Source organism: Trinickia sp. EG282A, from assembly GCF_040965455.1.
Classification (GTDB): Bacteria; Pseudomonadota; Gammaproteobacteria; order Burkholderiales; family Burkholderiaceae; genus Trinickia; species Trinickia symbiotica.
In genome coordinates this window covers 527023-548051 of record NZ_JBFRCC010000001.1, presented here as the reverse complement: position 1 = coordinate 548051, position 21029 = coordinate 527023, and the positions used below count along the sequence as shown (strand labels likewise).

23 protein-coding genes and 1 pseudogene are annotated in these 21029 nt (G+C 63.4%); 6 read left to right on the top strand and 18 right to left on the bottom strand.

Annotated elements, in window-relative coordinates; genetic code table 11:
* Positions 1-5: 5 nt before the first annotated feature.
* From rfbC to AB4Y31_RS02465, 4 genes are all read right to left on the bottom strand, one after another.
* A complete protein-coding gene (gene rfbC, locus AB4Y31_RS02480) occupies positions 6-557 on the bottom strand; it encodes a dTDP-4-dehydrorhamnose 3,5-epimerase (RefSeq protein ID WP_368672551.1) in 552 nt (183 codons plus the stop codon).
* Positions 542-1435 carry a glucose-1-phosphate thymidylyltransferase RfbA gene (rfbA, locus tag AB4Y31_RS02475; protein ID WP_368672550.1) on the bottom strand — a complete coding sequence of 298 codons (894 nt, stop codon included), beginning with the start codon at positions 1433-1435 and terminating at the stop codon, positions 542-544. Before rfbA ends, rfbC begins: the two co-directional genes overlap by 16 nt.
* A 10-nt stretch (positions 1436-1445) precedes the next feature.
* Positions 1446-2507 carry a dTDP-glucose 4,6-dehydratase gene (gene rfbB, locus AB4Y31_RS02470; RefSeq protein WP_368672549.1) on the bottom strand — a complete coding sequence of 354 codons (1062 nt, stop codon included), beginning with the start codon at positions 2505-2507 and terminating at the stop codon, positions 1446-1448.
* Positions 2508-2626: 119 nt separating this feature from the next.
* Positions 2627-3601 (bottom strand): GDP-mannose 4,6-dehydratase, encoded by a 975-nt coding sequence (locus tag AB4Y31_RS02465; RefSeq protein WP_368672548.1) that lies wholly within the window; start codon positions 3599-3601, stop codon positions 2627-2629.
* Positions 3602-3812: 211 nt separating this feature from the next.
* Here AB4Y31_RS02465 and AB4Y31_RS02460 point away from each other — a divergent pair, with 211 nt between their 5' ends.
* Positions 3813-4691 (top strand): symmetrical bis(5'-nucleosyl)-tetraphosphatase, encoded by an 879-nt coding sequence (locus AB4Y31_RS02460; RefSeq protein WP_368672547.1) that lies wholly within the window; start codon positions 3813-3815, stop codon positions 4689-4691.
* A gap of 131 nt (positions 4692-4822) precedes the next feature.
* On the top strand, positions 4823-5470 hold the full coding sequence (gene cysC, locus AB4Y31_RS02455) for an adenylyl-sulfate kinase (RefSeq protein WP_368672546.1): 648 nt from the start codon (positions 4823-4825) through the stop codon (positions 5468-5470).
* A 73-nt stretch (positions 5471-5543) separates the two neighbouring features.
* Here cysC and AB4Y31_RS02450 read toward each other — a convergent pair whose 3' ends face one another.
* From AB4Y31_RS02450 to AB4Y31_RS02415, 8 genes are all read right to left on the bottom strand, one after another.
* On the bottom strand, positions 5544-6368 hold the full coding sequence (locus tag AB4Y31_RS02450) for a lysophospholipid acyltransferase family protein (RefSeq protein WP_368672545.1): 825 nt from the start codon (positions 6366-6368) through the stop codon (positions 5544-5546).
* Positions 6369-6424: 56 nt separating this feature from the next.
* Positions 6425-7702, bottom strand: a complete 1278-nt coding sequence (locus AB4Y31_RS02445) for a dihydroorotase (protein ID WP_368672544.1) — start codon at positions 7700-7702, stop codon at positions 6425-6427.
* Between the two features lie 48 nt (positions 7703-7750).
* Positions 7751-8791, bottom strand: a complete 1041-nt coding sequence (locus tag AB4Y31_RS02440; RefSeq protein ID WP_368672543.1) for an aspartate carbamoyltransferase catalytic subunit — start codon at positions 8789-8791, stop codon at positions 7751-7753.
* A 119-nt stretch (positions 8792-8910) separates the two neighbouring features.
* Positions 8911-9426 carry a bifunctional pyr operon transcriptional regulator/uracil phosphoribosyltransferase PyrR gene (gene pyrR, locus AB4Y31_RS02435; protein WP_368672542.1) on the bottom strand — a complete coding sequence of 172 codons (516 nt, stop codon included), beginning with the start codon at positions 9424-9426 and terminating at the stop codon, positions 8911-8913.
* Complete coding sequence (ruvX, locus tag AB4Y31_RS02430) at positions 9413-9847, bottom strand: Holliday junction resolvase RuvX (RefSeq protein ID WP_368672541.1); 435 nt, start codon at positions 9845-9847, stop codon at positions 9413-9415. The genes pyrR and ruvX overlap by 14 nt, the downstream gene beginning before the upstream one ends.
* On the bottom strand, positions 9844-10422 hold the full coding sequence (locus tag AB4Y31_RS02425; RefSeq protein WP_107150562.1) for a YqgE/AlgH family protein: 579 nt from the start codon (positions 10420-10422) through the stop codon (positions 9844-9846). The genes ruvX and AB4Y31_RS02425 overlap by 4 nt, the downstream gene beginning before the upstream one ends.
* A 232-nt stretch (positions 10423-10654) precedes the next feature.
* Positions 10655-12028: a hypothetical protein gene (locus tag AB4Y31_RS02420; protein ID WP_368672540.1), complete on the bottom strand. Its 1374-nt coding sequence runs from the start codon at positions 12026-12028 to the stop codon at positions 10655-10657.
* Positions 12029-12090: 62 nt separating this feature from the next.
* Positions 12091-12261 carry a rubredoxin gene (locus AB4Y31_RS02415; protein ID WP_018442377.1) on the bottom strand — a complete coding sequence of 57 codons (171 nt, stop codon included), beginning with the start codon at positions 12259-12261 and terminating at the stop codon, positions 12091-12093.
* A 187-nt stretch (positions 12262-12448) separates the two neighbouring features.
* Between AB4Y31_RS02415 and AB4Y31_RS02410 the strand changes: the two genes are divergently transcribed.
* Positions 12449-13315 (top strand): hydroxymethylpyrimidine/phosphomethylpyrimidine kinase, encoded by an 867-nt coding sequence (locus tag AB4Y31_RS02410; protein WP_368672539.1) that lies wholly within the window; start codon positions 12449-12451, stop codon positions 13313-13315.
* Positions 13316-13323: 8 nt separating this feature from the next.
* On the opposite strand, the gene AB4Y31_RS02405 is transcribed toward AB4Y31_RS02410, so the two are convergent.
* The 4 genes from AB4Y31_RS02405 to groES all read right to left on the bottom strand — a co-directional run bounded on the left by AB4Y31_RS02405 (position 13324) and on the right by groES (position 16398).
* Positions 13324-13848: an AlpA family transcriptional regulator gene (locus AB4Y31_RS02405; protein ID WP_018442379.1), complete on the bottom strand. Its 525-nt coding sequence runs from the start codon at positions 13846-13848 to the stop codon at positions 13324-13326.
* A gap of 2 nt (positions 13849-13850) precedes the next feature.
* Positions 13851-14132: a hypothetical protein gene (locus tag AB4Y31_RS02400; RefSeq protein ID WP_368672538.1), complete on the bottom strand. Its 282-nt coding sequence runs from the start codon at positions 14130-14132 to the stop codon at positions 13851-13853.
* A gap of 294 nt (positions 14133-14426) precedes the next feature.
* On the bottom strand, positions 14427-16067 hold the full coding sequence (groL, locus tag AB4Y31_RS02395; RefSeq protein ID WP_018442380.1) for a chaperonin GroEL: 1641 nt from the start codon (positions 16065-16067) through the stop codon (positions 14427-14429).
* 40 nt (positions 16068-16107) lie between these two features.
* Positions 16108-16398, bottom strand: coding sequence for a co-chaperone GroES (groES, locus tag AB4Y31_RS02390; protein WP_018442381.1), 291 nt, complete (start codon positions 16396-16398; stop codon positions 16108-16110).
* A 1226-nt stretch (positions 16399-17624) separates the two neighbouring features.
* Between groES and AB4Y31_RS02385 the strand changes: the two are divergent.
* Positions 17625-17810: pseudogene (locus tag AB4Y31_RS02385) on the top strand (pentapeptide repeat-containing protein); the annotation flags it as partial.
* A gap of 503 nt (positions 17811-18313) precedes the next feature.
* On the opposite strand, the gene AB4Y31_RS02380 reads toward AB4Y31_RS02385, so the two are convergent.
* Positions 18314-18652, bottom strand: a complete 339-nt coding sequence (locus AB4Y31_RS02380; protein WP_368673478.1) for a hypothetical protein — start codon at positions 18650-18652, stop codon at positions 18314-18316.
* A 284-nt stretch (positions 18653-18936) separates the two neighbouring features.
* Between AB4Y31_RS02380 and AB4Y31_RS02375 the strand changes: the two genes are divergently transcribed.
* Positions 18937-19212 (top strand): hypothetical protein, encoded by a 276-nt coding sequence (locus AB4Y31_RS02375; protein WP_368673477.1) that lies wholly within the window; start codon positions 18937-18939, stop codon positions 19210-19212.
* A gap of 756 nt (positions 19213-19968) precedes the next feature.
* Positions 19969-20295: a hypothetical protein gene (locus tag AB4Y31_RS02370; protein WP_026229987.1), complete on the top strand. Its 327-nt coding sequence runs from the start codon at positions 19969-19971 to the stop codon at positions 20293-20295.
* Positions 20296-20470: 175 nt separating this feature from the next.
* Here AB4Y31_RS02370 and AB4Y31_RS02365 read toward each other — a convergent pair whose 3' ends face one another.
* Positions 20471-20752 carry a DUF6566 family protein gene (locus tag AB4Y31_RS02365; RefSeq protein ID WP_368672537.1) on the bottom strand — a complete coding sequence of 94 codons (282 nt, stop codon included), beginning with the start codon at positions 20750-20752 and terminating at the stop codon, positions 20471-20473.
* Between the last annotated feature and the right edge of the window lie 277 nt (positions 20753-21029).

Here is a 21029-nt window from a genome sequence, read left to right as displayed (position 1 = left end):
ACCCCTCACTCAAAAACGTCAGCGTCAGCGAGGCGTTTTCCCGCGGCGTCCTTCGAGGCGAGCAGAGGCTCGAAGTCTATCGGCCATTCAATCCCAACGGTCGGATCGTTCCACGCGATGCTCCGTTCAAACTCGGGATACCAGTAATCCGTGGTCTTATAAAGAAACTGCGCCGCTTCCGACAAGACGACAAACCCGTGAGCGAATCCCGGGGGTATCCAAAGCTGCTTGTGGTTCTCAGCCGACAACACAATGCCCTCCCACTTACCGAAGTTGGGAGAACTCCGGCGAATGTCGACGGCGACGTCGAAGACCGCGCCCTCCACCACACGCACGAGCTTGCCCTGAGGATGTTGGATCTGGTAATGGAGGCCACGCAGCACACCCTTTCCTGAGCGCGAGTGATTGTCCTGAACGAACTCGACGTTCGCCTGAACTTTATCGGCAAACTCGCGAGCATTGAAGCTTTCGAGGAAAAACCCACGTGCATCGCCGAAGACCTTCGGCTCGATGATTTTGACTTCCGGCAATGCCGTAGCGGTTACTTGGATGGCCATGCCACTTGATCCCTAAGAATGTTCTTCAGGTACTGTCCGTAGCCGTTCTTCGCGAGCGGCTCCGAAAGCTTAAGCAACTGCTCCGCCTGGATCCAACCACGGCGGTAAGCGATCTCTTCCGGGCAGGCCACAACGAGCCCCTGCCGTTTTTGCAGTGTCGCGATGAATGTAGCAGCCTCAATCAGCGAATCGTGCGTGCCCGTATCGAGCCATGCATAACCGCGCCCCATGATCTCGACGTTGAGTGAGCCATCGGCCAAATATTGGGAGTTGACGTCAGTGATCTCGAGTTCACCGCGTGCGGACGGCTTGATCTCCGCGGCAATGTCGCAGACGCGGTTATCGTAGAAATAGAGGCCCGTCACCGCGTAGTTCGAACGCGGCTGCTTCGGCTTTTCCTCGATCGATAAAGCACGGAATTGCCGGTCGAACTCGACCACGCCGTAGCGCTCAGGGTCGAGCACGTGGTACGCAAACACGGTTGCGCCTGCATCGTTGCCGGCCGCGCGCTCCAACTGCTTCGCCAGATCGTGTCCGTAAAAAATGTTATCGCCGAGAATCAGCGTCGACGGATCGTTGCCGATGAACTGCTTACCGATGATGAACGCTTGAGCGAGACCGTCGGGCGACGGCTGCACTGCGTACTGAATATTCATCCCCCACTGACTTCCATCGCCGAGCATTGCTTCGAACCGAGGCGTATCTTGGGGCGTCGAGATGATGAGTACATCGCGAATACCGGCCACCATCAGTGTCGATAGTGGGTAGTAGATCATCGGCTTGTCGTACACAGGCAGCAGTTGCTTCGAGACGACGTGCGTAATCGGGTAAAGGCGCGTGCCCGAGCCACCCGCGAGAATAATGCCCTTGCGTGTCATGAAACCGCCTTTACGCGCGTTGCGCGTAGTTCGTCTCCACCCACTTCCGGTATTCGCCGGAAGCGACTTCATCGACCCACTCGGAGTTGTCCAGATACCACTGCACGGTCTTGGCCAAGCCCGTCTCGAACGTCTCGGCCGGCGTCCAACCGAGTTCGCGCTCGAGCTTGCGCGCATCGATCGCATAGCGGCGGTCGTGTCCGGGCCTGTCCTTCACATACGTGATCTGGTCGCGGTACGAACCCGCAGCCTTGGGACGCGCGTTATCGAGCAAATCGCAAAGCGTGTGAACCACATCGAGGTTCTTCTTCTCGTTCCAGCCGCCGATGTTATACGTCTCGCCAGGCTTTCCGCGCGCAAGAACTTCGCGAATCGCCGCGCAATGATCGCCGACGTAAAGCCAGTCGCGCACGTTTTGACCGTCGCCGTACACCGGCAGCGGCTTGCCTCCGAGCGCGTTGGCGATCATCAGCGGAATGAGCTTCTCGGGGAACTGATAGGGACCATAGTTGTTCGAGCAGTTCGTCGTCAACGTTGGCAAACCATACGTGTGGTGGTACGCACGAACGAGATGATCGGAGCCCGCCTTCGTCGCCGAATAAGGACTGTTCGGCGCATACGACGTTGTTTCGGAGAACTGAGGGTCGCTCGCGGACAGAGAGCCGAATACCTCGTCCGTCGACACGTGCAGGAAGCGGAAGGCGGCTTTGTCAGCCTCTGAGAGGCCGTTCCAATAGCTCCGCGCGGCTTCGAGCAGCGTAAAAGTGCCCACCACGTTGGTACGAACGAAATCCGCCGGCCCATGAATCGACCGATCGACGTGGCTCTCGGCCGCGAAATGGACGACCGCCCGCGGCTTATGCTCGGCGAAGAGCGCCTCAAGGGCGGGGCCATCGCAAATATCGACCCTGGCGAATACGTGCTTCGGGTTGCCCCGCAGCGACTTCAGCGTGCCGAGATTGCCCGCATAGGTCAGCTTGTCGACGTTCAGCACAGCCTCATCGGACTGCGTTAGCCAATCAAGCACGAAATTGGCGCCGATGAAGCCGGCGCCACCCGTAACCAGGATCATGGAGTTTCCTTACGAAGGATGGGGACGAGACGTCAAACTTTGCAATTATAAAGGCCCCGCGCCCGGAAACCCTCAGTTCTAACAACTGGATACAGCCGGCCGGCCAAAAAAGTGTCGCATCAAGGAGACGGTTCGAGGGTCAGCGGACTCTCGACGGCGATGCCGGCACCGCACATCCACCGGATCGTGTCCCCAAAATCAATTGGCGTAACCGCAGGCGCCAACCGACGCAGCTTGGCCGCCGATCCCACGAGCACTTTTACTTCGTTGTCGCGCACGAACGCACGATTGGTTCGGATCTCGGGGTCGTGCCCCGTCACCTCGCGGACGATAGCGATGACCTCGCGCAAGGTGCGTGGCCGTTCGCTACAGACGTTGACGGTCTCGCCGACGGCAAACGACTCGAGCAGCGCTCGATAGGCTTTAGCGACCATGCGCACATCGGAAAAATCCCGCGCGACGTCGAGGTTGCCGAGTTCGACGAACGGCCGGCGTTGCGTGAAATGCGACACGATCTTGGGCACGAGAAAGCGACCAGACTGACCGCGACCCGTATAGTTGAAGGGCCTGGTAATGACGATCGGCAGCTTGTCGCTCCAGGTCCGCGCGAGATGCTCCATCGCAAGCTTACTCGCGGCATAGTGATTGACCGGCGCCGGCGGCACATTTTCGTCGATCACGCCCGCGGCGTTTCCATAAACGTTCGCGCTGCTCGCGATCAACACCTTCCCCGGATGGCACCCTACGTCGATACAGGCTTGGAGCACATTGAGTGCGCCAAGTACGTTGACGCGATACATATCGAGCGCGATATCGTGCGCCACGTAGCTGATGGCGGCGAGGTGAACGATATGCGTCGGCTTAACGGTGCCGATAATGCGCCGGCACTCATGCACCGACGTAATATCGAGCACGTGCTCGTGCTCGGCGGGTGGCTCTCGCTCGATATCGGACAGAGTCAACGTGCCGTGCACTTCGTAGCCAGCTTGCAGCAGTTCGTCGCGCACGTATTCGCCCGTAAAGCCTCGAACGCCCGTGATCAACGCGCGCCGAATCGTTCGCCGCGTGGCATAGTCCTGATTCTTAATCGGCATTGGCTTTGCTCGTTCAACGCTACGGTTCGCCAATAGGCAACCGCTCGTTCATGTCTTGGGCCGCCTCATTCTATGCATTGAAATTAGCGAGCAAATCTGAAAAAAATCGTCTGCTGCGGTACAGTTCGATCGGAAAAAGTGCCAGGCTCGCCCATTGCAGGTGTGCTCGAACACATTACAAACTACACATAGCCTTCTGCCGCCTCTCCCCATGAACAACCCTGTCTACGACGGAACGCCTTTCGCCTTCGGCGACCTCCAAGGCTGCCACGAGCCCTTCATGCGTCTGCTCGGCCAACTGCCCGCAAGCGCAGACACCCCACTCTGGTTCGCCGGCGACTTGATCAACCGCGGCCCGGACTCACTCGCCACGCTGCGGGAAGTCGCGGGCCTGGGCGCGCGTGCCACCGTCGTGCTCGGCAATCACGATCTCCACCTTCTGGCCGTCTCGGCCGGCGTGAGGCGCACCAAATCGGGCGACACGTTGAGCGATATCCTCGCCGCGCCCGATGCCCCCGATCTGCTCGACTGGTTGCGTCACCGCCCTCTCGCTCACTTCGAGCGGGGGATGCTTCTCGTCCATGCGGGCGTGCTGCCGCAATGGGATGCGGCATTGACGCTCGAACTGGCCGAGGAGCTGGAGCGCGCCTTGCGTGGCCCCGCTTGGGCCGAGACGCTCGCCGACCTCTACGGCAATGAGCCGCGCACCTGGAGCCCCGATCTGCGACGAAAGGAGCGCATGCGTGTGGCATTCAACGCACTGACGCGCATTCGTTTCTGCTCCGCTGACGGAAAGATGGATTTCGCCGCAAACGGCGGCCCTGCCTCCGCGCCCCCGGGGCATATGCCCTGGTTCGACGCGCCGAACCGCCGCACGGCCGATATCACCGTCGTCTTCGGCCATTGGGCCGCGCTCGGCCTCATGATGCGCGACAACGTCATCGGCCTCGATTCGGGGTGCGTCTGGGGCAATCGCCTGTCGGCGGTGCGGCTCGCGGCGAACCCAGCCGAGCGGACGCTCATGCAGGTGGACTGCGGCGGATGCGGTCGAGTGGCGGATGAACGCGAGCGGACGCAATCAAATACGTAGCGTCGACGCGCATCGACGGTCATTGTGTGAATCCGCACACGTATCCGTGAAAAATTCGGTAACGATTAACGGGTTCTTGAGAATCGTCATCTTTTCTAGAATGGCATTTGAATACGAACTGCGGAGCAATCTTGCGAACCCTCGACGGCTTGGGCCCGGAAAACGGCTCGATACAAGGCAGACGCGACGCATCGCGAGCGTGGCAGTTGCCGTCCCGCCGCACGAAACTTGCCGCCGAAAGCTACGGCGGCGTGCTCTGGATGACGGGACTTTCCGGCGCGGGCAAGTCAACGCTGGCCAACGCGCTCAAGGAGCAACTCGAAGCGGACCGCTACCTCGTAACGGTGCTTGACGGCGACGTCCTAAGGACGGGTCTCAACGCAGGATTGGGCTTCAGCGACAGCGATCGCCGCGAAAACATCCGGCGCGCCGCGGAAGTCGCGGCAATGTTCAAGCGAGCGGGCTTCATCGTCATTGCCGCGCTGATTTCCCCCGCGGCGGAACATCGAGCGCTGGCGAGAAAGATCATCGGAAATCAGTTCTTCGAAATTCACGTCGACAGCAGTCTCGACGTTTGCGAATCGCGCGACCCGAAAGGGCTCTACGCGAAAGCGCGCAGCGGAGAGCTCAGCCAATTCACGGGCTTGTCGTCGCCGTACGAGCCACCCGTTTCGCCGGACTTGGTCGTCGATACCTCACGCTCGACGATCGCCGGTTCCGTTGCGAAGCTGGTCGAGTTCATCGGCACACATATCGAAGAGCGTCGCTTCGAGCGCTAGCAAACGTTGTCGCCTTGGGAAGCGCAAGGTCCCGAAGGAAGGCAATCGTTCGCCTCCCAACGGCGCTTCTTCGTCATGCGCCGCCCGCCCCGCCGGCTTCCGCAGGCCGCCCGTCATCGGGCATCTGCTCGAACTGCACCTCGGCGCCCACGGGCGGCGGCCACTTTGCCTGCATCCACGTAAGCGCGGACGCCACAGCATCTCTTGCTTGAGCGGCGAATGCGCGTCGGTCGCTCGTGGGCACGATCGGTTCGCCCACGAAAACATGCGCCGTAATCGGCCCACCGCGCAACGTCGCATCGAGCGATTCGCCGAGCGACATCTCGCCGATATAGGCGGGCGCCGTGGTCTGCCGTCCTTGCGCATCCTCGTAGAGCAAGCAAATCGGCTGCACCGGACATCCGGCCGAAACGGCCGCTTGAAACAGGTTCGCGTGAAACGGCAGCAGCGACACGCCGTCCGATGTCGTGCCCTCGGGGAACACGCACATCACCTCCCCCGCCTGCAGTCGCGCGGCCATCTCGTGCATCGTCCGCAGCGCGTCCTTGCGCTTCTCGCGTTGAACAAACACGGTGCCGAGCCGGTACGCGAGCCAGCCGACGATCGGCCAATCGCGCACTTCGGCCTTCGATACGAACGGCGTCGGCCGCCACGCATTGATGACGTAGATGTCGATCCACGAAATATGATTGCCGACGACGAGCACTCCCTGATCGAGCCTGCGCTCGTCGCCATGCACGACGAGCCGCATGCCCGACAAGCGCAGCAGCTTCAGCGACCAGGCACGGATCCGCGCGTTCTTGTACGCCTCAGACGCGCGGGAAAAGCGCGTGGCGACGACCCACATGCCATGCAGCAGATGCACCACGAGCCGAATCTTGGCGAGCCCTACCTTCATCGCGTCCACCCTCTTTCTCTTATTCGTCTCGTCCCGTCGCCATCGATGCGACGAGCTCAATTCCGCTCGAATGCGACCCGTCCCGCAACGATCGTCGCGCGCACGCGCGCGGGCAGTTCGTAGCCGAGGAACGGTGTGTTATGCCCCTGGCTCTTCAGCGAGCGAGGCTCGACTCGCCAGTGGGCGCCCGCATCGAAGAGGCAAATGTCGGCCGTCGCGCCGACGTCGATTCGCCCGGCCGGCAGCTTGAGCACGTCGGCCGGCGCCACAGTGACGCGGTTCAACGCCTTGGCAAGCGGCACGCGGGCTTCCTCGGCCCATTTCACGGTCAACGATAGCAGTAACTCGAGCCCCGTCGCTCCCGGTGTTGCTTCGGCGAACGGCAGCAGTTTCTCGTCGTCGTCGACGGGCGTGTGGTCGGAGCAGATCGCGTCGATCGTGCCGTCGGCCAGCCCGGCGCGGATCGCTTCGCGGTCGCGTTGCGCGCGCAACGGCGGATCGAGGCGGAACTGCGCGTCGAAGTAGCCGATGTCCACATCGATCAGATGAATGTGGTTTGCCGACACATCACATGTCACGGGCAAGCCCTCGGCCTTGGCTTCGCGCACGAGAGCAATTCCCGCGGCCGACGAGAGATGCGGCAGGTGAACGCGCGCCCCGGTGACGCGCATCAGCTCGAAAATCGTATGCAGGGCGATGGTCTCCGCCGCAACGGGCACCCCAGGCAAGCCGAGGCGCGACGCCACGGCGCCGCTCGCGGCCACGCCGCCTTTGGCAAGATAGGCATCGAGTGGGCGCAGCCACGCGGTGTAGCCGTACGTGCTCGCATACTGAAGCGCGCGCAGGAGCACCTGCGTATCGACGATCGGCAGCTCCGCTTGAGAAAACCCCACGCAGCCGGCCTCGGTCAGCGCGACCATCTCGGTGATGACCTGCCCCTTGAGCCCGACGGTGAGCGCGCCGAGCGGGTACACGTGCGCGCGATCGAGGTTGCGCGCGCGAAACTTGAGCATCTCCACGAGGCCCGGCTCGTCGAGGATCGGATCGGTATCGGGCGGGCAAACGAGGCTCGTCACGCCGCCCGCGAGCGCCGCGGCCGTTTCAGATTCGAGCGTCGCCTTGTGTTCGTAGCCTGGCTCGCGAAGCCGCGCCGAAAGGTCGACGAGACCGGGCCCCACGTAAAGCCCATCTGCATCGATCGTCTTGGTCGCTTCGAAATCGGCCGGCGCGAGACCGTTCCCGACGATCTTGCCGTCCGCGATGAACACATCCGCTCGTCGCTCGGTGCCGGCCGCCGGATCGATCACGGTGCCGCCTTGGATATGAATCTTCATGCGCTGCTCTGCCCTTCTTCTATCTCTCTCGGTCTGCCGATTTTGGCGTCAATCGTTGTTGCCGGCCACGATGCTCATCACAGCCATGCGCACGGCGATGCCGAACGTCACCTGATTGAGGATCACCGATTGCGGGCCGTCGGCCACCTGCGAATCGATTTCAACGCCGCGATTCATCGGCCCCGGATGCATCACGATCGCATCGGGCTTCGCGCGCGCAAGGCGCTCGGGCGTCAAGCCCCAGCTCTTGAAGTACTCCTGCGCCGAAGGCAGCAACGCGCCGCTCATGCGTTCGTTCTGGAGTCGAAGCATGATGATGACGTCGACATCCGCCAGCCCTTCGTCGAGATTGTGGAACACGCGCACGCCCATCTGCTCGAGGCCGCCCGGCAACAGCGTGCGCGGCCCGACCGCCCGCACCTCGGGCACGCCGAGCGTGGTCAATCCGTGGATGTCGGAGCGCGCCACGCGCGAATGCAGAATGTCGCCGACGATCGCCACGCGCAGGTTCGTGAAGTCACGCTTGTAGTGGCGAATCGTGTACATGTCGAGCAGGCCCTGCGTCGGGTGCGCATGGCGGCCATCGCCCGCGTTGATGACATGCACGTGCGGCGCGCAATGCTCGGCGATCAGATAAGGCGCGCCGCTCGACGCATGCCGCACGACGAACATGTCCGCATGCATCGCGGAAAGATTGTTGATCGTGTCGAGCAGCGACTCGCCCTTGCTCGTCGACGAGGCGTTGATGTTGAGGTTCAGCACGTCCGCCGACAAGCGCTTCGCGGCGATTTCAAACGTCGTGCGCGTGCGTGTCGAATTCTCGAAGAACAGATTGAAGACCGATTTGCCACGCAGCAGCGGCACCTTCTTCACCTCGCGATCGGTGACGCTGACGAACTGCTCGGCCGTATCGAGAATGTGATTGACGATCGCACGCGGCAGTCCCTCGATCGTCAAAAGGTGCTTCAATTCGCCGTTCTTCGTGAGCTGCGGGTTGCCCTTGAGGAAACCGTAGCGAAAACGTTCTGGCGATGGGTTCGTGCCGGCTCGGTCACCGTTGTCGGCTTGGCCCGCGTTGACGATGTTCATCTCTGTGTCTATTGCCTGTTTCGAACTTGAGTTGACTGTTTGCCGGCCGTTTCGCTAGCCGCTATCGGACGATGCGATCGCTCAGCCGCTACGAATCGAGGAGTGGTGGCGACAAAGCCTCAGTCGCTGCGCGGCTCCGTGCGGAACGAAAAGCGCGTGTCGGCTTCGCGTACGAGCACGAGCGTCGTATCGCTGGCGAGATCGACCCGGCCACCGACGAAGCGCGCCGCAATCGGCAATTCGCGGCCACCGCGCTCGGCCAGCACCGCGAGCTCGACCGCGGCGGGGCGGCCGTAGTCGTAAAGCTCGTTGATCGCCGCTCGCACGGTGCGGCCCGTGTAGAGCACATCGTCGACGAGCACGATCCTGCGGCCGTCGACGTCGAACGGCAACGACGTCGGACTGGCCTGGCTGTGCAGGCCTTTTTTCGCATAATCGTCGCGATGGAGCGCGACGTTCACGACGCCGAAGCCCTCGATTCCCAGGTCATGCGCAAGCCGCTCAGCCAACCATGCGCCGCCGCTATGAATGCCGGCGAGCGCGGGACCGTCGGGCTGCCCGAACGCGTTGCCGTAGGCGTCGCGAACCTGCGCGAGCAACGCGCGATAGAACGCTTCGGCGTCAATGCCATTCATGGGAGAGACCGTCCAGATATTGTTGAAGGATGATGCGCGCCGCTTCAGCATCGAGCATCTCGGCACGCCCACCGCTGGCGCGCAGGCCCGCTTCGGCTTCGACAGACGAATATCGTTCGTCGACCCAACTCACCGGAAGATTGAAACGGCCGTTCAACTGATTGCCGAAACGTTTCGCGAGCCGCGTCATCTCATGCGGCGTGCCGTCGGGATGGCTCGGCAGGCCCACGACGAGCGCGTCGGGCTTCCATTCGCCGATCAGCTTGCCGACGGCCGCGAAGCGCGCTTCACGATTGGGATTCGGAACGACGGCGAGTGCGCGAGCCTGTCCGGTCAGCGCATTGCCGATCGCAACGCCGATGCGCTTTTCGCCATAATCGAACGCAAGCAGCGTCGCCTCACGCCCGACGGGCTTGCTCATGCGTGTCCCGCGTCGCCCGACAGCATCGACGGCGACACGCCGAGCAGCGCAAGCGCCGCTTCGAAGCGCTCTTCGGCGGGCACCTCGAAGACGATGCGCGGATCGGCTTCGACCGTGAGCCAGCCGTTCTTCGAGATTTCTTCTTCGAGCTGACCCGCGCCCCAACCGGCATGGCCGAGCGTGAGCAGGAAACGTTGCGGACCCTTGCCGCTCGCCACGGCCTCGAGCACGTCTTTCGACGTCGTCATCTCGAGGCCGCCCGTGACCGCCATCGACGACGTGTACGAACTGCCCTCGACCGGCTCGTGCAGCACGAAGCCGCGTTCGGTCTGAACGGGGCCGCCGAAATAGACGGGAACATGCAGCAGCGGCTCGATTTCGAGCTTGAGATCGATGCGACTGAAGAGCGACTCGAGGTCGATGTCGGTCGGCCGGTTGATGACGAGGCCGAGCGCTCCGCGATCGCTGTGATCGCAAAGGTAGACCACCGTTCCTGAAAACGTCGGGTCAGCCATGTTCGGCATGGCGATCAGGAACTGGTTCGTCAGGTTGATGCGATCGTTACTCTTAGGCATGGTACGAATTTTAGCAAAGACAGTGCGGAATCGCCCCCCTGACTTAGGGGGGCGGGCGCGACAACGCACGAAGCGCGCCAATGCACCAATATGCGAAATACGCCGCGCGGCGGACGGACGGCATGCCGTTCATCGGAGACACTGAAGACACTCTATCACGGTCGATGTCCGGCCCCGCCGGAGCGCGGCGATATCAGACTGGCCAAGCGAAGACGGGGGAAGACGGCGACGGCTAGGAGGCGCGCCCGGCCGGCATCGGCTGCGTTCGCTCGATCGCCTGGGCGATCCTCTTGAAAGCCGCGTTGGCGTCCGGAGGTGCCACACCGGCCGCCACGCGCAGCAGCATCGCGCGCAACGCCTCGGTGGCGCCGTCGATTGCGGCGGGCTCGGGCGCCCTCGCGGGTGCGGCGCTTTCGCGCGCGTGCGCCGTCAGCCGCCAAGCGAGCCCCAATGCCTCGGCCAGCGCCGCAATGTGGCCAAGCCCCAACGCGCAGGCCGCGGCGCCCAGCCGGTAAGCCGCTTCGGCCGATTCCGTCGCCTCGATCGCCGAGCCGGGCACGACGCTGCCATCGGGCTTACCCGCGCGTGTCGCGAGCTTGGCCATTGCGCCGTCGGCAGTCTGCAAGAAATCCTCGTATGCGCTTGCGTTGATCGACAATGCACCGATCTCGCGCACGGCCGCATCGTCCTTGACCGCTTTCTGCTCCGCCTCGGCCGCGCCGGCCTCCCAGGCCACTTCGGACGCCAACGAGCCGGCGACATGCCAGTCGACCGTGAGCCCATAGTCGCTCAGCAGCGTGACATCGTCGGCATCTTCGGCCGCCGCCCCATAGAGCGCGTAGTCGCGCCAAAGCAACGCAAGCGCCGCGCGCACGAACGAGCGCGGCGCCACCGTGAGGCCGCGCGCCTCGTCGGCAAGCAGCAGATTGCAGCGCGCATAAAAACGCTTCGCATCGTCGTTGCCGGACGTCGCCCGGCCTGCGAGGCGCAAAGCGCGTGCGCAATGTGCCGCAAGGCGCCAAACGTCGTAGGGATCATTGCCGGCAAGTTCCGCGAGGCATCGATCGAGCTCGTCGAGCGCGGAAGCCGTCGATTCGCGCGAGCGCAACAAGGCGAGCAAAGCGTCCTCGTAGACCGCCCGCAAGCGGGCAAGCGGCTGCGCTGGCAGCGAACGCATCACTGCGGGAGCGATCGGCCGGCCCGCTAGCGCGAGGTCCTCATAGGCAACTTCGGACGCATTCGCCTGGTGGCTGACGATATGCGCATTGAGTGCGCGGTAGTGGCCGAAAAGCGTCGGCGAGCAGGCGAGCTCGCGCAGATTGCGGCGTGTCAGCGCAGCGCGGAAATCGCCGAGCGCCGCACCGAACCGCTGCGCGACCTCACCGTCCGCGAACGGTGACGCGAGAACCAATGTGTCCGCAAAGCGCTGCGCCGGCAGCCATCCTGCCTGCTTCAGCGCGCTCGCGGCCCGAAGAAGCGGTGCACCGACCGCCGCATGCGATTCGAACGCCGTCCGCGCTTCCGCCAGCGCGCTTTCGGCCGCGCGAACGGCTGCTCCGCGAGGATTCGGCAAGGCTTCGAGGGCGGGCGAGGCGGAAGGTGTCATGGGAATCGCATCGCGGCACGGAAACGGCATGCTTGCCGCTTGCCGTCGCTATGCTCGTGCGGTCAGATCTGGACCATTTCGAAGTCTTCCTTGCGTGCCCCGCATTCCGGACAAGTCCAGTTCACCGGCACGTCTTCCCATTTCGTACCGGGAGCGATCCCCTCATCTGGCAATCCCGCTTCCTCATCGTAAATCCAGCCGCAAATGAGGCACATGTAGCTTTTGAATTCCATTCTTTTGCCGCGTCGACAGGTCCGTTGATCGAAGAGCCATGATGGTACCGTCTTTGCCGCCGCGCTGGATAGCCTCTTTGCGCAATGCAGCAAGCCACCGAGGCGGATTCGGCCGCATAATTGAGCCCATTGCGGCATCAACGCGCCGCCCGTTTTCAAAGCTTGCGACTTCACCCACGTTCCTTCCATGCCCAGCACCGCCCCGCCCATCGTTCTCACTTTCGGTCTATCCGACCCAACCGGCGGTTTCGGCCTGCAAGCCGATTTGCTGACGCTCGCCAGCATGGGCTGCCATGGCGTATCCGTGCTGACGGGCTACACCGTGCGTGATTCGGCCAATTGCGACGAAGTGACGGGTCTCGACCCCGATGTCGTTGCCACGCAAGCCCGCATGCTGCTCGAAGACATGCCCATCGCGGCCTTCAAGGTCGGTGCCGCGACCAAGGCCGAGGTGGTGAGCGCGATCGCGGAAGTCGTCGCTGACTATGACGATGTGCCGCTGATCCTGGCGCCCGATTTCACGCTCGACGATGAGCATGTGCTCGCGGCCGACGAGCTGCGGGAATCGATCGCCGAGTTGCTTGCACCCCAAACTACTTTGCTCGTCGCGGACCAGGCGACGCTGGCCGCCCTCGCTCAACCTGACGGCGATGCAGAATCTCCGAGCCTCGACGCGGCCATCGCGCATTTGCTCTCACAGGGCACGGAGTACATTTTGTCGATGCAAGCCGGCACGCACCGGCTCGTCAATACGCTCTTCAGCGAAGACGGTCAGTTGCGGCAGGACTTGTGGGACCGCCCGTCCTATCGGGTGATGGGGATGACCGACACGCTCGGCACCGCGATTGCCGCCCTGCTTGCGAACGGCCAGGAACCGGCCGAAGCGGCCCGCGAGGCGCAGGAATACCTCTTTCAGACCGCGCTGCACGCATTTCGCCCAGGCATGGGCGCCTACCTGCCCGATCGGTTCTTTTGGGCACGCGACGACGAGGGCGACGAGCCTCGCCCGCCGGCGCCAGGCGACGCCTCTCACCCGAAGCCGCCACCCGCCTGAGCAGGCCTTCACGCGACGAGTTCACCCACCTGCCGCTGCACGCCGGGAATAGCCTGACGGACCGCCTTTGCGAGATTGATCTGCATGGCGGTCGCCGCGACCTCGACAAGCCCCGCCTTCAGCTCGTAAGTGCCACGGGTTTGCAGCCAGCTCAGGATGTCCGCGAGATGCCATATTGCCGTCGTGCCGCAGTGCACCGGCGCCGGGAAATTCCTGGCGTGGGAAATCATGAGCTTGCGCATGTTCTGCCGCGTCACACCAATCACCTCGGCAGCGTCGGTCAAGCCGACGAAGTCGGGCACGGCCTCGATGAGGCGGGCGCCCGGAAGCGCGCGCCTGACATCGGCGAGCGCGCTGACGAAAGCGGCCTCGGCCGACGCGGCCTCACGCGCGAACTCGAGCGCAACACGCCCCGATTGCCCCATACCAACGAGCGCATCTTCGCATCCAGCCGCTCCGAGACGCTCCATCAAATCGTCGAGGTCGCCGTGCCCGTCCTGCAACTGGTACTTCAGGGTAAAGGTGTATTCCATCTCTAATTCCTGCCTGGCATTCGCCGAACGTTGCTCTTCGGCTGTTTTTCCGATGTGCAGTTATCGACGACCCGCCTCAACGCCCGAGCGTGATTGCCCGGGTTCTTGGGCGTGCTCCAGACGCCCGTGATGCAAAAGTCGCCACAGCGGCACTCATCATCCTCATAGGGGCAATAGATCCTTCCCCACGCATGCCCGCCGCCCAATTTCACCGTCCAGCCATTCGCCTCGGCGTGCTTCAGCGCTTCCTCAACCTCCTTTTTCGGGTGGGTAGGCCGGGTCATGTGCGCACCAGGATAGTGAAAAAATCACGAGTTGTCAATCGACAACCAATGCTATGCATGTGAAATCCGGTCCCATCCGGGCCGAGATTCCTTAATGCTGCGAGACATTGAGCCACGACATCCTCCATCGAACTTCGACACGGAGATGCTGCCGGGCTGGCGGGAACGCCTCAATCGACCGAACGGCCAACGTTTTGGCTAACGAGAGGCGAAAAAAAACCCCGCATCGCTGCGGGGTCGTTTTGAGGGATGCGCCTTGCGGCGCACCCCGGCATGGGTAGTCGGCTACGCCGATTACATGTCCATGCCCATGCCGCCCATGCCGCCGGGCATACCAGCGGGACCAGCGGCTTCCTTCTTCGGCAGCTCGGCGACAGCGGCGTCGGTCGTGAGCAGCAGACCCGCCACCGAAGCCGCGTTTTGCAGCGCCGTGCGGGTGACCTTCGTCGGGTCGACCACGCCGGCCTCGACGAGGTCGCCGTACTCTTCCGTTGCGGCATTGAAGCCGTAGTTGCCCTTGCCGTCGGCAACGGCCGCCACGACGACACCCGGCTCCAGGCCGCCGTTCGTCACGATCTGACGCAGCGGCTCTTCCATCGCGCGCAGCACGATCTTGATGCCGGCGTCTTGGTCTGCGTTCGCGCCCTTCAGGCCGTCGATCGCCGTGCGAGCGCGGATCAGCGCAACGCCGCCGCCAGGAACGATGCCTTCTTCAACGGCGGCACGCGTAGCGTGCAGCGCGTCTTCGACACGTGCCTTCTTTTCCTTCATTTCGACTTCGGTTGCCGCACCGACCTTGATGACGGCCACGCCGCCAGCCAGCTTCGCGACACGCTCTTGGAGCTTTTCGCGGTCGTAGTCCGACGTCGCTTCTTCGATTTGCGTGCGAATTTGCTTCACGCGCGCTTCGATGTTCTTCGCGTCGCCCGCACCGTCGATGATCGTGGTGTTTTCCTTCGCCACTTCGATGCGCTTCGCTTGACCGAGCTCTTGCAGCGTCGCCTTTTCGAGCGTCAGGCCCGTTTCTTCGGCGATCACTTGGCCGCCCGTCAGGATCGCGATGTCTTCGAGCATCGCCTTGCGACGATCGCCGAAGCCAGGCGCCTTGACCGCAACGGTCTTCAGGATGCCGCGGATGTTGTTGACGACGAGCGTTGCGAGCGCTTCGCCTTCGACGTCCTCAGCGATGATGAGGAGCGGGCGGCCGGCCTTCGCGACTTGCTCGAGCACCGGCAGCAGATCGCGGATGTTCGAGACCTTCTTGTCGTGCAGCAGCACGAACGGGTTCTCGAGAACGGCGACTTGCTTGTCCGGGTTGTTGATGAAGTACGGCGAGAGGTAGCCGCGATCGAACTGCATGCCTTCGACGACTTCGAGCTCGTCCGCGAGCGACTTGCCGTCTTCGACCGTGATCACGCCTTCCTTGCCGACCTTGTCCATCGCTTCAGCGATGCGCGAACCAATCGATTCGTCGCTGTTCGCCGAGATTGCGCCGACTTGCGCGATTTCCTTGCTCGTCGTGCAGGGCTTGCTGATCTTGCGGAGCTCTTCGACAGCGGCCGTCACGGCCTTGTCGATACCGCGCTTCAGGTCCATCGGGTTCATGCCCGACGCGACGTACTTCATGCCTTCGCGGACGATCGACTGCGCGAGCACCGTCGCCGTCGTCGTGCCGTCACCGGCGTTATCGCTCGTCTTGGACGCGACTTCCTTCACCATCTGCGCGCCCATGTTCTGGAGCTTGTCTTCGAGTTCGATTTCCTTCGCGACCGACACGCCATCCTTCGTGACGGTCGGGCCGCCGAAGCTGCGCTCGAGGACGACATTGCGGCCCTTCGGGCCCAGCGTGACCTTCACTGCGTTGGCCAGAATGTTCACGCCTTCGACCATCTTGGCACGAGCGCTGTCGCCGAATACGACGTCTTTAGCTGCCATCTTCTAACTCCTTGAAATCTTTGTGGAATACGAACCTGAATTACTTCTGGACGACCGCCATGATGTCTTCTTCGCGCATCACGAGCAGTTCCTGGCCCTCGACCTTCACGGTCTGGCCAGCGTACTTGCCGAAGAGCACACGATCGCCAACCTTGACGTCGAGCGCGATTTGGTCGCCTTTGTCGTTGCGCTTGCCCGGCCCGATCGCGAGCACTTCGCCTTGATCCGGCTTCTCGGCCGCGGCGTCAGGAATCACGATGCCCGAGGCGGTCTTGGTTTCCTGATCCAAACGCTTCACGATGACGCGATCGTGCAAAGGACGAAGGTTCATACATACTCCTCTCTGATTGAGACTGAAGGACGCTGAGGTAGACCCGCCCAGCGAACCGGGCGGAACTTGTTAGCACTCACGTGCAGCGAGTGCTAATTATATGGACGGGATCCGGGGAATTCAAGAAGGGTTCGATCAGAAGTTTTTCCGGCGTCGGGGCTTCCAACCACTCTCAATTTGTCAGCTCGAGCATTCGCTTGCACGGGCCCGGCAGGCATGGCGAATGCGTCACCTGCATCGTGTCGTCGCCAAGTGTGGACCCTCCCGCAAAAGCACGCCGGACGGCGACTCAGGCCACCCGTCCACATCGGCCACGAAGATGGCGAGCGTTTTCCCAGCTGAGGCTTAGCATAGGCTCATAACCGCTCTCCATTGCCGTGGGCGGACCAGGGGCTCGAGCTCGCAGGGCGGTCCCGCGGCTCATTCCAATGAGCACTCCGCAAGGAGACGGCAGATGAATGTAGCGAATGAAAGGATCAGACGAAACGATACAAAGCGTTTTGTACCGTTCAGGCACAACGAGTTTGCGCACTACGATTACAGTCCAGATAGCTCGGATGCAGACGTCAAGGCTGGGCCGCCTGTGCGGCGCAAACGTCTTGGGCTTCAGGTTGCGGCAGCAAGCGCACTGGTTGTCGGGGTGATGGGTGTCATCGCGTATGGCGATCGGTTCGGCAGTGACCAGGCGCTCGGCATCATCGGACTCAGGTCGTCAGCGCCACATACGTGGTCCGGTCAGATCGCGCAACCACCAGCGCCTCCCGCTCGCGGAACCGCGGTTGAAAGTGCCGAGGTCGCCCCGCCGCCTGTGTCTTCCGCCCCGCCCGTTCATCGCGCTGAACCTGCTCCGGATTCTGCTGCGCCGCAGTCCGTTACGCGAGCGCCTGAGCGAGCACCCTCTACCGCCACAGCCACACAGAATCGCCGTCATCCGGCGCCGCACGCGAAAACGATCGTGCGGCATGCGCCCGAGATCACGCGGCCCGCGCTGCCAAGGCAGCAAGCGTCTTCGCCCGACGATCTGGCGAGATCACCGTCGCCTCCAACGCAGGGAAATGCAATTGGCAGACCTAACCTCGCCCCGCGCGTGTCCGCTTCGCTCAATCACCCGAGCGCACCATCTCAAAGTCCTCCTTCACCGCAGCTGAATGAAGGACGGCCTTCAGCCGGTTATAGCGGAGCTGCTTTAGGCGAGGGAGGTTCGGGCGCAGCCGGTCCAACTTCGGGTGGTCCGAGTGCAGCTGGTCCGAGTGCAGCTGGTCCGAGTGCCGCTGGTCCGAGCGCGGCTGGTCCGAGCGCAGCTGGTCCGAGCGCAGCTGGTCCGAGCGCAGCTGGTCCGAGCGCGGCTGGTCCGAGCGCAGCTGGTCCGAGCGCAGCTGGTCCGAGCGCAGCTGGTCCGAGCGCAGCTGGTCCGAGCGCGGCTGGTCCGAGTGCGGCCGGTCCGAGCGCCGCCGGTCCGAGCGCCGCCGGTCCGAGCGCCGCTGGTCCGAGCGCGGGCACAGGCGGTCACGGCGCTGGGAGTTCCGGCGCAGGCGGTTCCGGCGCTGGCAGTTCTGGCGCTGGCAGTTCCGGCGCTGGCAGTTCCGGCGCTGGCAGTTCCGGCGCTGGCAGTTCCGGCGCTGGCAGTTCCGGCGCTGGCAATTCCGGCGCTGGCGGTTCTAGCTCGGGCGGTTCTAGCTCGGGCGGTTCTAGCTCGGGCGGTTCTAGCTCGGGCGGTTCGAGCGCTGGCGGTTCGAGCGCTGGCGGTTCGAGCGCTGGCGGTTCGAGCGCTGGCGGTTCGAGCGCTGGCGGTTCGAGCGCTGGCGGTTCGAGCGCTGGCGGTTCGAGCGCTGGCGGTTCGAGCGCAGGTAGTTCCGGAGCAGGCAGTTCTGGAGCAGGCGGCGGTTCGTCGGGCGCGGGTGCAGGCGGCCACGGCTCAAGCGGCGGTGCGGGTGCTGGCGGTGCGGGTGCTGGCGGTGCGGGTGCTGGCGGTGCCGGTGCTGGCGGTGCGGGCGCTGGTGGTGCCGCTGGTGGTGCCGGCGCTGGCGGTGCGGGCGCTGGCGGTGCGGGCGCCGGCGGTGCGGGCGCTGGTGGTGCCGCTGGTGGTGCCGCTGGTGGTGCCGCTGGTGGTGCCGCTGGTGGTGCCGGTGGTGCCGCCGGTGGTGCCGCTGGCGGTGCCGCTGGTGCCGCCGGTGGTGCCGCCGGTGGTGCCGCTGGCGGTGCCGCTGGTGGTGCCGGCGCTGGCGGTGCCGGCGGTGCGGGCGCTGGCGGTCACGGCGGAGGCAGTTCCGGCGGCGCAGGCGGTCACGGCGGCGGCGGTTCGGGCGGAGGCGGCAACGGCGGAGCCGGGGGCGGAGGCGGTCACGGCGGCGGGTCGCGGTAGTCGGCCGCCTTGTGCGGGTCGTCCTTCGGGTAAGAGACGAAGAAACGTCGCACGTTCGACGCCTGTCAAGGCTGACAGGCAGACAGGTCGGATTATTGCCGGCGGAGCGGCCCAGGTGCCACCATTGCGGGTCGCTCCTTCCAAGCCCCGACAATGCATCTGGCCCGCACGTCCAAATGAAGCTCGTCCGCTACAGCGCCAACGTGCTGGTAACCATTGTGATCGGCGGCGTCCTTTCGCGGTACGTCAGCGGCCTGCCCTACGAATTTCCCCCGCTACCGGCGTCCATTGCGTTCGTCATGCGCAAGCTGGGCATCGATACCGTAAAGAACGCCGATGATGTAGAGACGATCGGGCTACTCGTCATCATCGTTGCATCCTTCATCGTCGCTGCTGTGCTGGTTTGGGCCCTGAACCGACTGCTCCGTCGCTGGCAACTTGCGCACGGCTAGTAACAGTCTATCGGGCGTACCGTCCGGTCAATGATTGCTGCCGCGTTCCCTCGGCGCTTCCGGCGGTGCGCCCCGAGGGCTTGGCGCAGGCGCGATTGGCGCGGGGCGCGGAGGCATGTGCGGGGGCGCTGCGGCTGGCGGGCCGGCAGTCACCGGGCCGCGGCCTCCCTGTCCGCCGGGGCGGTGTCCATCCCCATCCCTGTCGCGCCAATGGTCGTGGTCATGCCAGCGATGCCGTTCCTCGCCACGATCCCAATCGCCGGAACCACCAAAGCCGCCGAAACCAAAATACGTGTACGGCTCGTAATAAGGCGGAGGCGGCCCATAGCCATAGCCATACCCGTAGCCAGGTTGTTCATAGCCTGCGTAGTCACCGGAATACGCCGCACAGGCGCTCAACAGGCCTGCGACAGAAGCAACAGCCAATGCACGCAAAGGGAATCGACGGGTAAAGACTCTCACGCTCATAACACTACGACAATCCTCCGAGCGCCGCGTGGCAGGCAATTTGTAAAGTTTCGTATCGATTCGCCGCCAAGCGAACTTCGACATCGATGGCAGCAACCATCCCGCAGACGTTTCAACAACCACGGATACCAAACGAAACAATTACGCCCCGCCCTGCCGGCCGACGTCACCTAGACTGAAAGAGACCATCCGTTGACGGCCGTTTCGACGCCTGTCCAAGGCCGGTGCCGGTTCGCGTCTGATGTCAGCGGATGGCGTCGACTGAATAGGTTCAAGGAGGCGTTCATCATGTTGCAGACCAATGAAATCCAAAAGCGCTTCAGCCATTTGCAGCAAACGATCAGCGAGGCGTCGCGGACCCTTCATTCAAATCAGTCGGTTCCCCAGGACCTGATGGATTGTATGGACGAACTGGACAGGGAATGCCAGTCAGCCCAGGGAGCGATGAGCTCTCAGGATGAGGATCGCATTCGCCAATGCGTCGACGATATGGAGCTGCTAGGCGATCGCGCCGAGCAAGCGTGCCAGCAGGCTGGTAGCCTGGACGGCAGCGTCAGGCAAGCGGTGACCTCGATACACGACGAGCTTTCCGACTTCAAGAGGCAGATGCATTAATCCTTCGTCGTAGTGCTCAAATCTAACGAGCGATCTCGGCACGGCGCGGCGCCGGGATCGCCCGATGCCGTAGCCGCACGCACGTAATCGCCGCACAGCTTCCCGATCCTCAACGACGAACGGCTCAACCGCTCGACCCATCGCAGCCTCTTGGCCGTATTCGTCGGCGCCGCCCTCAATGTCCCCTGGCCGGATTGCGCGCGTCGAGCGGCACGCGATCGCGAAGGTCCAGCAGATGCCGCGCACGTTCGAGCCCATCTCGAATCGCTTCTTCGCGGGTAGCCCAATAAGGTTCCACTGTCTCCGGCGCCTCGAGCGGCACGGGCTCGCCGTCGCGCGTCACACTAATGCGCGGGAGCCACTGCCCGCGCTCGACTTGCGTTGCCTCGGCGACAATCAAGTAACCATTGTGCTCGTAGCGTTCGGCGGATCCCTCAGGCGGGAATAACTTCTCCATCGTGGCCCTCCAGTTGTGCAGCGCCGGCGCGCAGCGCGCGGCCAGCGCCGCGGGTAGGCAGCCGGTACACGATTCACTTCGCATTTCGACCGCGGGCAAACTCTGCTAAGCAACCTTCGAGCATGCTGCCCGCCGCCGTCATCAGACGGCATCCATTCCTCTTCTGATCGCAACAATGCATACTCTCGTCTCGTAAGGAGACGAAAGTTTTCCGCACGCGGATAGTGCCCCACTAAATGCCGGCTCCCAGCGAGACCGCAGCCCTATGACCCGGCGC

Bases quoted from the DNA above. Each gene is read 5' to 3' on its own strand.
- rfbC (WP_368672551.1), bottom strand. From the start codon at position 557: ATGGCCATCCAAGTAACCGCTACGGCATTGCCGGAAGTCAAAATCATC.
- rfbA (WP_368672550.1), bottom strand. From the start codon at position 1,435: ATGACACGCAAGGGCATTATTCTCGCGGGTGGCTCGGGCACGCGCCTT.
- rfbB (WP_368672549.1), bottom strand. From the start codon at position 2,507: ATGATCCTGGTTACGGGTGGCGCCGGCTTCATCGGCGCCAATTTCGTG.
- AB4Y31_RS02465 (WP_368672548.1), bottom strand. From the start codon at position 3,601: ATGCCGATTAAGAATCAGGACTATGCCACGCGGCGAACGATTCGGCGC.
- AB4Y31_RS02460 (WP_368672547.1), top strand. From the start codon at position 3,813: ATGAACAACCCTGTCTACGACGGAACGCCTTTCGCCTTCGGCGACCTC.
- AB4Y31_RS02450 (WP_368672545.1), bottom strand. From the start codon at position 6,368: ATGAAGGTAGGGCTCGCCAAGATTCGGCTCGTGGTGCATCTGCTGCAT.
- AB4Y31_RS02445 (WP_368672544.1), bottom strand. From the start codon at position 7,702: ATGAAGATTCATATCCAAGGCGGCACCGTGATCGATCCGGCGGCCGGC.
- AB4Y31_RS02440 (WP_368672543.1), bottom strand. From the start codon at position 8,791: ATGAACATCGTCAACGCGGGCCAAGCCGACAACGGTGACCGAGCCGGC.
- pyrR (WP_368672542.1), bottom strand. From the start codon at position 9,426: ATGAATGGCATTGACGCCGAAGCGTTCTATCGCGCGTTGCTCGCGCAG.
- ruvX (WP_368672541.1), bottom strand. From the start codon at position 9,847: ATGAGCAAGCCCGTCGGGCGTGAGGCGACGCTGCTTGCGTTCGATTAT.
- AB4Y31_RS02425 (WP_107150562.1), bottom strand. From the start codon at position 10,422: ATGCCTAAGAGTAACGATCGCATCAACCTGACGAACCAGTTCCTGATC.
- AB4Y31_RS02420 (WP_368672540.1), bottom strand. From the start codon at position 12,028: ATGACACCTTCCGCCTCGCCCGCCCTCGAAGCCTTGCCGAATCCTCGC.
- AB4Y31_RS02415 (WP_018442377.1), bottom strand. From the start codon at position 12,261: ATGGAATTCAAAAGCTACATGTGCCTCATTTGCGGCTGGATTTACGAT.
- AB4Y31_RS02410 (WP_368672539.1), top strand. From the start codon at position 12,449: ATGCCCAGCACCGCCCCGCCCATCGTTCTCACTTTCGGTCTATCCGAC.
- AB4Y31_RS02405 (WP_018442379.1), bottom strand. From the start codon at position 13,848: ATGGAATACACCTTTACCCTGAAGTACCAGTTGCAGGACGGGCACGGC.
- AB4Y31_RS02400 (WP_368672538.1), bottom strand. From the start codon at position 14,132: ATGACCCGGCCTACCCACCCGAAAAAGGAGGTTGAGGAAGCGCTGAAG.
- groL (WP_018442380.1), bottom strand. From the start codon at position 16,067: ATGGCAGCTAAAGACGTCGTATTCGGCGACAGCGCTCGTGCCAAGATG.
- groES (WP_018442381.1), bottom strand. From the start codon at position 16,398: ATGAACCTTCGTCCTTTGCACGATCGCGTCATCGTGAAGCGTTTGGAT.
- AB4Y31_RS02375 (WP_368673477.1), top strand. From the start codon at position 18,937: ATGAAGCTCGTCCGCTACAGCGCCAACGTGCTGGTAACCATTGTGATC.
- AB4Y31_RS02370 (WP_026229987.1), top strand. From the start codon at position 19,969: ATGTTGCAGACCAATGAAATCCAAAAGCGCTTCAGCCATTTGCAGCAA.
- AB4Y31_RS02365 (WP_368672537.1), bottom strand. From the start codon at position 20,752: ATGGAGAAGTTATTCCCGCCTGAGGGATCCGCCGAACGCTACGAGCAC.